14 protein-coding genes and 2 pseudogenes are annotated in these 10,997 nt (G+C 43.1%); 10 read left to right on the top strand and 6 right to left on the bottom strand.

Features of this window, described 5'->3' with window-relative positions; translation table 11 throughout:
* Nucleotides 1-237 (top strand): annotated as a pseudogene (locus J6U00_RS11255) (transposase); the annotation flags it as partial.
* 209 nt (nt 238-446) lie between these two features.
* Here J6U00_RS11255 and J6U00_RS11250 read toward each other — a convergent pair.
* The gene (locus J6U00_RS11250) at nt 447-902 is read right to left on the bottom strand and encodes an Rrf2 family transcriptional regulator (RefSeq protein WP_296581911.1); all 456 of its coding nucleotides are present in this window, start codon (nt 900-902) and stop codon (nt 447-449) included.
* Nucleotides 903-1,177: 275 nt separating this feature from the next.
* Here J6U00_RS11250 and J6U00_RS11245 point away from each other — a divergent pair, with 275 nt between their 5' ends.
* The 9 genes from J6U00_RS11245 to J6U00_RS11205 all read left to right on the top strand — a co-directional run bounded on the left by J6U00_RS11245 (nt 1,178) and on the right by J6U00_RS11205 (nt 7,647).
* The gene (locus tag J6U00_RS11245) at nt 1,178-2,353 is read left to right on the top strand and encodes an ABC transporter substrate-binding protein (RefSeq protein ID WP_296581908.1); all 1,176 of its coding nucleotides are present in this window, start codon (nt 1,178-1,180) and stop codon (nt 2,351-2,353) included.
* Between the two features lie 212 nt (nt 2,354-2,565).
* Nucleotides 2,566-3,732: a MalY/PatB family protein gene (locus J6U00_RS11240; protein WP_296581906.1), complete on the top strand. Its 1,167-nt coding sequence runs from the start codon at nt 2,566-2,568 to the stop codon at nt 3,730-3,732.
* 20 nt (nt 3,733-3,752) lie between these two features.
* A complete protein-coding gene (locus tag J6U00_RS11235; RefSeq protein WP_296581905.1) occupies nt 3,753-4,859 on the top strand; it encodes a DsrE/DsrF/DrsH-like family protein in 1,107 nt (368 codons plus the stop codon).
* Nucleotides 4,860-4,898: 39 nt separating this feature from the next.
* Nucleotides 4,899-5,486: an HD domain-containing protein gene (locus tag J6U00_RS11230; RefSeq protein WP_296581904.1), complete on the top strand. Its 588-nt coding sequence runs from the start codon at nt 4,899-4,901 to the stop codon at nt 5,484-5,486.
* A gap of 32 nt (nt 5,487-5,518) precedes the next feature.
* Nucleotides 5,519-5,743, top strand: coding sequence for a hypothetical protein (locus tag J6U00_RS11225; RefSeq protein ID WP_296581903.1), 225 nt, complete (start codon nt 5,519-5,521; stop codon nt 5,741-5,743).
* Nucleotides 5,744-5,754: 11 nt separating this feature from the next.
* Nucleotides 5,755-5,952, top strand: a complete 198-nt coding sequence (locus J6U00_RS11220; protein WP_296581900.1) for a hypothetical protein — start codon at nt 5,755-5,757, stop codon at nt 5,950-5,952.
* Between the two features lie 26 nt (nt 5,953-5,978).
* On the top strand, nt 5,979-6,614 hold the full coding sequence (locus J6U00_RS11215) for a GNAT family N-acetyltransferase (RefSeq protein ID WP_296581899.1): 636 nt from the start codon (nt 5,979-5,981) through the stop codon (nt 6,612-6,614).
* Nucleotides 6,615-6,618: 4 nt separating this feature from the next.
* Nucleotides 6,619-7,185 carry a GNAT family protein gene (locus tag J6U00_RS11210; protein WP_296581897.1) on the top strand — a complete coding sequence of 189 codons (567 nt, stop codon included), beginning with the start codon at nt 6,619-6,621 and terminating at the stop codon, nt 7,183-7,185.
* Nucleotides 7,186-7,194: 9 nt separating this feature from the next.
* On the top strand, nt 7,195-7,647 hold the full coding sequence (locus J6U00_RS11205) for a GNAT family N-acetyltransferase (RefSeq protein ID WP_296581896.1): 453 nt from the start codon (nt 7,195-7,197) through the stop codon (nt 7,645-7,647).
* Between the two features lie 52 nt (nt 7,648-7,699).
* Here J6U00_RS11205 and metK read toward each other — a convergent pair whose 3' ends face one another.
* From metK to J6U00_RS11180, 5 genes and pseudogenes are all read right to left on the bottom strand, one after another.
* Nucleotides 7,700-8,887 (bottom strand): methionine adenosyltransferase, encoded by a 1,188-nt coding sequence (gene metK / locus J6U00_RS11200; protein WP_296581894.1) that lies wholly within the window; start codon nt 8,885-8,887, stop codon nt 7,700-7,702.
* Between the two features lie 333 nt (nt 8,888-9,220).
* Complete coding sequence (locus tag J6U00_RS11195) at nt 9,221-9,430, bottom strand: hypothetical protein (RefSeq protein ID WP_296581892.1); 210 nt, start codon at nt 9,428-9,430, stop codon at nt 9,221-9,223.
* The gene (locus J6U00_RS11190; protein WP_296581891.1) at nt 9,417-9,866 is read right to left on the bottom strand and encodes a hypothetical protein; all 450 of its coding nucleotides are present in this window, start codon (nt 9,864-9,866) and stop codon (nt 9,417-9,419) included. The genes J6U00_RS11195 and J6U00_RS11190 overlap by 14 nt, the downstream gene beginning before the upstream one ends.
* Nucleotides 9,867-9,875: 9 nt before the next feature.
* On the bottom strand, nt 9,876-10,634 hold the full coding sequence (locus J6U00_RS11185) for a class II glutamine amidotransferase (protein ID WP_296581890.1): 759 nt from the start codon (nt 10,632-10,634) through the stop codon (nt 9,876-9,878).
* Between the two features lie 13 nt (nt 10,635-10,647).
* Nucleotides 10,648-10,997: pseudogene (locus J6U00_RS11180) on the bottom strand (glutathione synthase); the annotation flags it as partial.

Below are 10,997 nucleotides of genomic sequence, written 5' to 3'. Positions count from 1 at the left end.
AGGCTCGGGCATAAATATACATGTGAAGAAATAATAAGCGGATTAAGAGACTACAAATTCCTCCAGGCCAAGAGCTATGGCTACCTTCCCGCTTACACCAGAACACAGTTTACTGACGCTCTGCATGAAGCCTTTGGTTTCAGAACAGATTTTGAAATCATCAAGAAGTCTCAGATGAATCATATTTTAAAACTTTCCAAGGAACGAAAAAACATTACGTCAAAATCTTCAAGTTGAAGAAAAAATCAAGCGCTTTCCTTTCAACGTATCTACGTTGTTTGGAAGGCGTTTTGTCTTCTTTAACTTCTGAATTTGGGATTATCACATATATTTTCATAGTTTTCCAATTCAAATAATTGATGATCTGTTATCAGATTTTCTGATAAAAAACGAGCCTAATACAAAAGCACCCGAACCGAAAAAAAGTTCAGGTGCTTTCTTTATTATTATATACGTGCGCTAAAAAATGAAATATCATCATTATAGTTCTTTCGCTCGTAGTACATATCCGTGAGATCTTTTAAGGTCATCTTTTGCGTGTATTTACAAAGGTAACTGGTCATGGGCTCCCACAGGCATTTTTCTATTGCGTCGGTCGCATTCTGTTCAAGCTCCTTGCTGAACTCCGATGATGCGAGTATTGATCTGTCAAGGGCGTTCACAATCTCGTACAGAGTAATATCCCCAAGCTCACGCTGTATCCTGTATCCGCCGCTTGAGCCCTTGACGCTGCTTATTAGATTTGACTGCTTTAACAGCGGAAGTATCTGTTCAAGATATTTTGCGGAGATATTATTCCTTTTTGATATGGCATTTACTTTTACTGTGTTTTCATTGTTTGTGTTTAAGGCTATATCAAGCAATGCTATGATACCGAATTCGACTTTGGTGGATATTCTCATTTTTTTCACCTCGTTAAATATGATAGTATCAGTTTATCATATCATTATCGTTTTTTCAAGCTTTCCGTTTATACGTTTTTCCTATTAACACTAATGTATTTCATGTATTGGACACCGCAGCTTCCGTATGATATGATAAATGCAGATAAAAGACAAGAGGTGATGATAATGGGAGATACACTATTCATTTTTAGAACAATGCGAATGCGATGTTGTGCCAAGTAATAATCAGATAATGAAGAAAAATAAAAAGAAAAGGTTAAAAGGTGAAGAAAATGAATAATAACAGATCAAGGCTTATATCCTTAATTGCCGCTGCGGCACTGCTTACAGGCTGCTCGGGGCTCAATCAATCAAGCTCCTCAGAAAAGAGTGAGACAACTACCGCAAGCACCACAACAGTTGAGAACACAACTGAAAGCGCATCAGCAGAGAGCGCTTCGGAGGCTGCAACTGAGGCAGCTAAGGTCGAAATAGGAGCTCCCGAAAAGGCCGACATAAATATCGGCTATCTGAACTCCACTGCACATCTTCTTGCATTCGTTGCACAGGAGGAGGGCTACTTCAAGGAAGAGGGACTTAATGTTACTCTCACTCAGTTTTCAAGTGCTTCCGAGCTCATAAACGGTATCGAATCCGATAAGCTCGATGTGGCTTTCATCGGTTCTGTTCCCACACTCACTTTCCAGAGTCAGGGACATGAGGTGTCGATCTTCGGCGGTGCGATGACAAACGGTCACGGCTACGTTATCAAATCTGAATTTGCTGACAAGGACGAGGCAGGCGTGGAAATCCTCAAGGGCAGAAATGTCGCTTCAGTCAAGAACAGCGTACAGGACGCAGAGCTCCAGATACTGCTGAAAAACGCAAACATCGAAATTGGTGAAGGCGACGACAAGGTAAATATCGTCTACTTCGACAGTCAGAAGGACGCTTATGCAGCACTTCTTAACAGCTCTATCGACGCGGCTTCCGTTTACTCGCCCTATGCTTCGCTGGCTAAGTCTCAGGGCTACAAGGTAGTATACTACTGCGCACACGAAAAAGCTCTGGAGAACCAGCCCTGCTGCCGACAGGTCGCAAAGACAGCGGCTCTCAGCAGCACTCCCAATACTTTTATAGCCATTGAACGTGCATTCATCAAGGCATACCACTTCACACAGTCCGATCACGACAAGACTATCAAAGACGTCAAGAAGTACATCGACATAGAGGAAGACTTCATTGACACTGAGGTTTACGGCGGATACAGTGTGTCCAGTCCCGATCCTGACAAGAAGGGTACACTCACACTTAAAGATACTATCATTGATCTCGGCTACACAAATGACTACGATATCGAACCTCACTACAATACCGACATATACAAAAAGGCTCTTGACAGTATTTTAGCTGAGAGTTTAGATGACATTTACAAGTCACTGGAAGATCATTTCAACGAATTTGAATAAACACTCTTTGTTGGACAGCACCGCAGGCATATCGCTTGCGGTGCTGTTTATTGCTGATCGTATGTGTTTCTATATGTTTGTTATTGACAAATCCCTGGCTGCGATATATAATCATATTAAATACATAGTTTATATATGCTTATCCGACATATTACAATATGCTTGACAATTTTACAGAAAAAACCTCCATAGAAAGGGGTCTCAAATGACCTATGAAGTTTGATTTTGATCATGTGACTGATCGTAGCGGTACTAATTCACTGAAATGGAATACATTGCAAAATGAGCTGCCTATGTGGGTGGCGGACATGGATTTTTTGGCGGCGCCTGAGATACTTGAGGAATTGCAGAAAAGGCTGACAAACGGTATTTTCGGTTATTCTGTTCTGCCTGATGAATGGTATCAGGCATATATTGAATGGTGGCAGTCACGGCATAATTTGAAGTTTGAAAGGCAGCAAATGTTGTTCAGTCCAGGTGTATTGCCAACCATATGCACTTGTATTCGTGAGCTTACGAATATCGGTGATAATGTAGTGCTGCTTTCTCCTGTTTACAACTGTTTTTATGACTGTATTCTCAGCAACGGACGTTCTGTACTTGAATGTCCTCTTATCTATGACGGAAATGAATATCGGATAGATCATAAGCTTCTTGAGTGGCAGATAAGTAATAGCAGAACCAAAATGCTTATTCTCAGCAATCCGCATAATCCTACCGGAAATATCTGGGACAGAGATGTTCTGGCTGCTATTGGCAGTCTCGCAAGGAAAAACGATGTTATTGTTGTCTCTGATGAGATACACTGTGATATTACAGATCCCGATATAAATTATGTCCCGTATCTGGCTGCTGCGTCTGAAAATGCCGGTAACAGCGTGACCTGTATTTCTCCGACAAAAGCATTTAATCTTGCAGGACTGCATACCTCAGCCATAGTAATCCCCGACAAAACGATCAGGCGGCGAATAAAAGAAGGCTTGCATTCTCAGAGGCTCGACGGTGCAAATGCATTTGCGGTACAGGCGGCGGTTTCAGCTTTTCAAAAGGGCGGTGCATGGCTTGATAGTTTACGTCATTATCTTTTTGAAAACAAACAGCTTGTCAGAGCGGGGTTAGAGGCGGAATTACCTGAACTGAAGCTCATTCCTTCACAGGCGACATATTTGCTCTGGATAGACGGGACGAGAGTTGTTACAGATAATGGGCTCAGTCTTGCACAGAGTATACGCAAACGGACAGGATTGTTTCTTTCTGACGGAGCACAGTTCGGAAACGGCGGTGAAGGCTTTTTGCGTATGAACATTGCCAGCCATTACAGCATGGTGCAGGATGGACTTGAAAGGCTTATTACAGCCATTAAGGCAATGCGCAGATAATGTTTAAGGAGAATCGAAATATGAGTACTCAAGAGAATTTTAAACATATAACAGTTGAAGAGTTTTCTAAACTGGATTTTAATAATATCACTCTTCTTGACCTCCGAGAACCTGATGAGGTATTGGTGAGTGGGATTGAAGGAGCAATAAATATTCCGTTCTCAGGTGGATATTCAAAACTGAATACCATTCCAAAGAATAAGCCTGTGGTCGCGTTTTGCCGCGAAGGCGACTGGAGTGAGCAGGTAGCTGAGATACTTGCTGATCGCGGATACGATATAGCCACACTGGACGGTGGATACAATGCCTATCGTTCATTTCTTGCTGTGCATAATAAAAGCTCAGAAACTCAAAAGACGGAAGCTCAAACAAAATTTGACAACTCTGATAACAGGATAAATTCAAAGAATATTGTGCTGATAGATGCAAAGAATTTAAAATGTCCCGGACCGATCGTAAAAGTTGCAGATTATCTGAGAGATAAGCCTATCGGTGAAACAATATGTGTTGAAGCCACAGAAGATGCATTTGCATCAGATATTCGTGTCTGGTGTGACAGGACAGGAAATCGTCTGGATAACCTTGTAACAGAGAATGGTATTATCAAGGCTCAGATCACACGGGATACCAAAAAAGAATATTCATCTGCCAAGGAAAAAAACGACAAGACATTTGTTGTTTTTTCAGGAGATCTTGATAAGACTATCGCTGCATTTATAATTGCGAACGGCGCTGCAGCAATGGGAAGGAAAGTAACTATGTTTTTTACTTTCTGGGGACTCAATATTCTCCGGAAACCGAAAAAAGTCAAAGTCGCAAAGAATTATATTGAAAAAATGTTCGGAGCAATGATGCCGAGAGGAACTGCAAAGCTTGGTCTGTCACGTATGAATATGTGTGGTGCAGGATCAAAAATGATACGTGGCATAATGAAAAAGAAAGGTATCAGTTCATTGGAAGAACTGATTGAAAGTGCAAAATCTCACGGTGTTAGAATAGTAGCCTGCCAGATGTCGATGGATATTATGGGTATTCATCAGGAAGAACTGATAGACGGGGTAGAACTTGGAGGTGTAGCTACTTTTATTGGCTCAGGAGAAGAATCTGATATGAGCCTGTTTATATAACAGAAGAATATTAAAAATAGTATAAGTGAGGTAAAGATCATGATAACAAGAAATGAAGCCTTTGAGCTTTTGAAAAAGTACAACAAAGACCCGTTCCATATTCAGCACGCCCTGACTGTGGAGGCGGTAATGAAGTGGTACGCTAAAGAGCTTGGATATGAAGATAACGCTGAATACTGGGGTATCGTAGGACTGCTCCATGACATTGATTTTGAACTGTATCCTGAGGAACACTGCCTTAAAGCTCCTGAACTGCTGAGAGAAGGCGGAGTAAGCGAGGACATCATTCATGCAGTATGTTCTCACGGCTACGGAATAACCGTAGGCTGCGGCGTGACTATTGAAGTAGAGCCGATACATGAAATGGAAAAGGTGCTTTTTGCGGCTGACGAACTAACAGGTCTCATCTGGGCAGCTGCGCTGATGCGTCCGTCCAAAAGTACAAAGGACATGGAGCTTAAATCCCTGAAAAAGAAGTATAAGAGCAAAGGATTTGCGGCAGGCTGTTCAAGAGAAGTAATTGAGCGCGGTGCAGATCAGCTCGGCTGGGAGCTTGACAAGCTGCTTACCATGACCTTGCAGGCAATGGCAGAAAACGAAGACGCTATCAATGCCGAGCTGGCTTAAAGCAGGAGCAATTCTATAAAGGAGGCTTTTTTATGAGATCAATTCTGATTAAGGATACAACTCGTGAAGAGCGTGAACAGATCATCAGGGAGTCACTGGACTGTGGCGGCGGAGGCTGTGAAAACTGTTCATCATGCTGGCTGGGCGGCGGAAGTCCGTTCGGTATATATCAGGACTATATTGACGGAAAACGTGAGATCAGCGAGATCAACAGGACATATATGGAACAATACCGTCAGAATCGTCTTATAAAATGAGGTGACTGCTTATGATTACAGCACCTGATATTTTAAATTCTACTGCAAAAGAACGCAGGAACTATATCAAAGAAAGATTTCCATGTATAGCAGACTGTGATATGTGTGGTATCTGCACTGTATTTCACGGCAAAGATGCGGAAGTCGCCTATGAAGCATATATTCGTGGAGAGCGTTCTTTTGAGGATGTTTCCGAAGATTACAGATGAGGCGATGTCAGGAAAGGATGGAACGAATGAATATAGAAATAAAAGCCTTAACTCCAGAATTAGAAGAAGTATACTTTGACTTTTTTGATAATAGAGCTTTTTCGGACGGTTCACCTTATTATCCCTGCTACTGCAATGCGTTCAATATGAGCAAGGAACAGATAGATTCTGAATTATTCGCAAAGTCCGAAATATACGGTGGAGGAGCAGAAAACTGGAAACGGGCGCTGCGGGAATCAGCTGTTAAAATGGTGAGAGCAGGTACGATAAAAGGCTATCTGGCTTTTGCTGACGGTTTGGTTGTAGGCTGGTGCAATGCTAATGACAGAATGAATTATTATCGTGTAGGAGAGTTTGATCTTGACAACGTGCCTTCCGATGAAAAGCCTGTGGGCTGTCAGGAAAAAGGACAGATAAAATCTGTGGTCTGCTTTGAGATAGCTCCCGATTACCGCGGAAATGGCATAGCAACCGCATTGCTTGATCGAGTATGCTCAGACGCAAAAAATGACGGGTACGCTTTTATTGAGGCTTACCCCATGAAACAGGGGCATAACAACGCATTAGCTTTTACGGGTCCGATAAAGTTGTATGAGAAATTCGGATTTGTGACATTTTGTGAGAACGGAAATACCATAATAATGAGAAAAGCGCTGAGGTGATATTATGACAGATGTTTACAGTAATTGTCCTGCTTTTGAAGACGACAAGTATCTGCTGCGCTTTGTTGAGGAACAGGACGCAGATGATCTGCTGCAGGTTTACAGCGATAAAAACGCCTTGCCTTTTTTCAACAGCGACAACTGTGACGGAGATAACTTCTATTATCCCACGAAAGAGAAAATGCTTGACGCAATAAAATTCTGGTTATCATCGTATGAAACAAAGTGGTTTGTGAGATTCACGATCATTGACAAAGCTGCTTCAAAGGCAATAGGCACTGTTGAGTTATTTCACCGCGACTCCGATGACGCCTTTAGCGGAGATGGAGTTTTGCGCCTCGACGTAGGCAGTGCTTATGAGAAAGAAAGCGTATTGTACGATATTATATCGCTTATAGTTCCGCCTGCTTTTGAACTGTTTAACTGTGATGAGATAATAACAAAAGTCCCCGATTATGCAGTGGAAAGGATAAAGGCTGTTCAGAAATTCGGCTTTATAAAATCAAAAGATCTTCTGATCGGAACACATGACGGATACGCCTATAAAGGTTACTGGGAAATACAGAAATGAGGTGCATTTATGAATATCGCTTACAGAAGATTATCGGATAAAGAACTTGAAACTTTTATTACAATGAGAATAAATCAGCTTCGTGAAGAGGGGGCAAAAGAGGATATCGATCTGAGACCTGCACTGAAAGATTACTATCAGCGTCATATGGCAGACAATACTTTCATTTCGTGGATAGCTCTGGACAATGAAAAAATAATCGGAACAAGCGGGATATCCATCGTTGAAAAGCCGCCTTATTTCGGCTGCCCCAGCGGTAAGATAGCGCTTCTGTCAAGTATGTTCACGGACAAATCATACAGAAGACAGGGTATCGCAAAAAAGCTGCTGTCACTGGTAGTCGATGAGGCAAGAAAACACGGCTGCGGTACTGTTCAGATAACCGCTTCGGATATGGGTGTTTTACTGTACACTGATTTCGGCTTCGTAAAGAATAATAATTTCATGCAGTATAAGCTGTAAAGAAAAAAGCTTCTTCGTAACTGAAGAAGCTTTTTTATGTCTGATCATAAACTTACGCATTCACTGAAACATTCAGAGCTTTTTTAAGTGCTGATACTTTGTTTGTACGTTCCCATGTGAAGTCAGCATCAGGTCTGCCGAAATGTCCGTATGCTGAAGTCTGAGCGAATACCGGCTTTCTGAGTTCAAGTTCTCTGATTATTCCGCTTGGTGTAAAGTCAAATACTTCCGAAACGGCAGCCTGTATATCTTCGTCGGGGATAATACCTGTTCCGAATGTATTGACATAAATAGATACGGGAGCAGCCACGCCGATAGCGTATGCCAGCTGTATCTCTGCACGTTCTGCAAGTCCTGCGGCTACGATGTTCTTTGCAGCCCATCTTGCGGCATAAGCGGCGCTTCTGTCAACCTTTGTGGAGTCCTTACCGCTGAATGCTCCGCCGCCGTGATGTGCAGCTCCGCCGTAGGTATCAACGATGATCTTTCTGCCTGTGAGACCGCTGTCGCCGACAGGTCCTCCGATAACAAATCTGCCTGTGGGGTTTACAAGTATGCGTACTTCGTCATTAAGCCAGTTTTCGGGGATAATAGGTTTTATCACATATTCGAAAAGGTCGCTGCGGAGCTGTTCCTGTGATACTTCTTCATCGTGCTGAGTTGATATAAGTACAGTGTCAATGCCTACAGCCTTGTCATCCTCATAAATTACAGATACCTGCGTTTTGCCGTCGGGGCGGAGATAAGAAAGAGTGCCGTTCCTGCGTACTTCTGTAAGTCTGTATGCAAGTCTGTGTGCCAGTGATATTGGCAGCGGAAGCAGCTCGGATGTCTCATTTACAGCGTAGCCGAAGATTATGCCCTGATCTCCTGCACCGATGTCTGTACCATTTTCTTCTCTTACTTCAAGTGCAGAGTCAACGCCCTGAGCGATGTCGGGAGACTGCCTGTCAAGCAGGTTGATTATCTCCGCTGTATGACCGTCAAAACCAAGTGCTTCATGGTCATAACCGATACTATTTATTGCGTCACGGACTACTTTTTCTGTATCTATCTCAGCAGAGGAGCTTATCTCACCTGCGAGGATAACAGTGTTGTTTTTGAGAACTGTCTCTGCGGCTACTCTCGCTGTCGGATCTTTTTCAAGGTAAGCGTCGAGGATAGAGTCAGAGATACGGTCTGCGACCTTGTCGGGGTGTCCCTCTGTAACGGATTCAGATGTAAAAATATACTTGCTCATAATTAATTCTCCTTAATACGTAAAAATAGGGAACGCAGAGGGGAGCCACCTCCGGCGGATTCGCGGCATAAAAATACCGAGCCCATAATTTCAGACTCGGTAACACACTTTTCTGTTAAAGGAAGCTGTTTTGCTGCATTCCCTTTGTTCGTTTATTTGCGCAGCAGCGCATGATCAGAATACAAAAGTGCTGTTTCTCCGATGAACTAATATTCTATTGCTAAGCGAGAAACAACAACATATCTTTTTCATCGTGAAACAACTCCTTTCATTTGATGATTGTATTATACTGCATAATGCAGCAACTGTCCAATCCCGAAAATCTATAGTCGGTTATAGTTCGGAATAATAGCTGATAAATTCCTCTATGCATGCTTTTTTCGGCTGCGGTGCGGACTGCCATACAAGCTCGCCCTCACATTCAAGGCTGAGTACATAGCCGTCGCACTGATCCCAGCCGTAAAGTAAATAATCGTTGCCCTTATGTGAAAAAGCAATTTCGTTTTCGGTGATAACAGCCTGTTTCAGTTCATTTGCACTCATGTTTTTTCTCCAGAAATTTTATAAGCTCAGCTTTGAGGTACTCATACCGCTCAAGCTTTTCGGTTTTGGCGAAATGCACCTCACGAAGTTGTTCGGGGTTATCGGTATAGTCCAGCTTTTCATCTCCGAACTGCTCACTGGTGAGATCGAATACAACGTCTCCCACAACATTGTAGCAGTGGTAATTCCCCTTGGGACGAAGCACACCATAAACCTTTCCACCGAAGATGTCCTGTGCCAGAAATGCTGTTATGGAACATTGTCCGAGAGTGATATTATCCTTGCTCCACTTATCACGCAGTCTTGGAGCGCAGGTATATTCGCACCATATTTCCGTAAGAGCATCATAGAGCTTCTGCGGAGAAGCTATGCCCTTGAAATCATTGTTTATAGGCGGAACTGTGGCGTTTTCCCAGCGGTAAAAATTATATCCCATATTATCTCCTTAAATATACATTGCGTCCATAGCTGTAATGTATTCCAGCGTCGGTACGAAAGTGCCCTTGTGGCGGTCGCCGCGGTGGACCTCCTGACCGTTTTTGTAAGCTATCACCTGTGCCATAGGGAATGGTATCCACACTCCGTCATCAAGGGGCTTGGTGGAGAAAATGAGCCCGTCATCAAGCCTTTTGAAGCAGAGGGTGTTTTTCAGATTTTTATGGACGTAGAGAAGCTCACCGTCGTATATCATCAGGTTGAGCTTGTTCCTTGGAGCATTTTCAACGATGAATTTATTCACTATCTCGAAGCGCTCACGCTCATTGGGAACACTTCTTGCTATATGCTCATTCATATTGTCAAGGAGCGACAGAAAAAAGCGCTCGGAATCGGTATCTCCCGTTTGTACAGCAGAATAGCGGTGATTATGCCTACTGCTGAAGATAGTTCCGTTGTGGATAAGAGTCCATTCTCTGCCAGAAATATCCGTGCCTGTGAATGGGTGGCAGTTGCGTTCGCTGATAGTTCCCACGGTGGCAAATCTTATATGTGCGAGAGCTGCTTTCTGCGGCGGCATATAGTCGATGATGTCAGACAGATATGAGCTTTTTTCTGCGCTGACAGGTTCTTTCAGTATTTCACGCCTGTCAGTTTCGTACATCATTCCCCAGCCGTGAGGATTCTTGTCACTGTGGGAAAAGAATGTCCGCAGATAATCTGATATATCGGTATTTCTTGCCGAAGTGAAGCCGAGAAGCTCGCACATTTATGTCACCGCCTTACTTATAGAGTTTAGTGCTGTCAGAGCAATTACTGACCTTACGTCCGCTTATTTTTCCTTTTTCAAAGCCGATTACTTCAAGTGCTTTTTTATTGGTGCTGAAATTTTTTTCCATTTCCTCAAGCACGTTTTCGGCACGTTCAAGGAGTTCAGCGTCGGGATTGAGCAGTGCCGCATTTTTATGGTCGCTGACTGCTTTTTCCTGCGATTCGGGAGTGAAGTAGATATCGGGCTGTGAGAGCAGATACAGTATGAGCAGATGTGCAAATTCAAGGTCTCTGCCATCGATTCCGAGAGGTGCAGACGGATTGAGGTCAAACATTCTCAGTTCGATATGGTCAACACCGT

Source organism: Ruminococcus sp. (assembly GCF_017650195.1).
Lineage (GTDB): Bacteria > Bacillota > Clostridia > Oscillospirales > Ruminococcaceae > Ruminococcus.
This window is presented reverse-complemented; position numbering and strand designations above follow the sequence as displayed.

What these genes read in the sequence shown, in the direction of transcription:
- J6U00_RS11195 (WP_296581892.1), bottom strand. Translation starts at nt 9,430, where the DNA reads ATGAGTGCAAATGAACTGAAACAGGCTGTTATCACCGAAAACGAAATT.
- J6U00_RS11250 (WP_296581911.1), bottom strand. Translation starts at nt 902, where the DNA reads ATGAGAATATCCACCAAAGTCGAATTCGGTATCATAGCATTGCTTGAT.
- metK (WP_296581894.1), bottom strand. Translation starts at nt 8,887, where the DNA reads ATGAGCAAGTATATTTTTACATCTGAATCCGTTACAGAGGGACACCCC.
- J6U00_RS11240 (WP_296581906.1), top strand. Translation starts at nt 2,566, where the DNA reads ATGAAGTTTGATTTTGATCATGTGACTGATCGTAGCGGTACTAATTCA.
- J6U00_RS11235 (WP_296581905.1), top strand. Translation starts at nt 3,753, where the DNA reads ATGAGTACTCAAGAGAATTTTAAACATATAACAGTTGAAGAGTTTTCT.
- J6U00_RS11230 (WP_296581904.1), top strand. Translation starts at nt 4,899, where the DNA reads ATGATAACAAGAAATGAAGCCTTTGAGCTTTTGAAAAAGTACAACAAA.
- J6U00_RS11190 (WP_296581891.1), bottom strand. Translation starts at nt 9,866, where the DNA reads ATGGGATATAATTTTTACCGCTGGGAAAACGCCACAGTTCCGCCTATA.
- J6U00_RS11210 (WP_296581897.1), top strand. Translation starts at nt 6,619, where the DNA reads ATGACAGATGTTTACAGTAATTGTCCTGCTTTTGAAGACGACAAGTAT.
- J6U00_RS11205 (WP_296581896.1), top strand. Translation starts at nt 7,195, where the DNA reads ATGAATATCGCTTACAGAAGATTATCGGATAAAGAACTTGAAACTTTT.
- J6U00_RS11185 (WP_296581890.1), bottom strand. Translation starts at nt 10,634, where the DNA reads ATGTGCGAGCTTCTCGGCTTCACTTCGGCAAGAAATACCGATATATCA.
- J6U00_RS11220 (WP_296581900.1), top strand. Translation starts at nt 5,755, where the DNA reads ATGATTACAGCACCTGATATTTTAAATTCTACTGCAAAAGAACGCAGG.
- J6U00_RS11225 (WP_296581903.1), top strand. Translation starts at nt 5,519, where the DNA reads ATGAGATCAATTCTGATTAAGGATACAACTCGTGAAGAGCGTGAACAG.
- J6U00_RS11215 (WP_296581899.1), top strand. Translation starts at nt 5,979, where the DNA reads ATGAATATAGAAATAAAAGCCTTAACTCCAGAATTAGAAGAAGTATAC.
- J6U00_RS11245 (WP_296581908.1), top strand. Translation starts at nt 1,178, where the DNA reads ATGAATAATAACAGATCAAGGCTTATATCCTTAATTGCCGCTGCGGCA.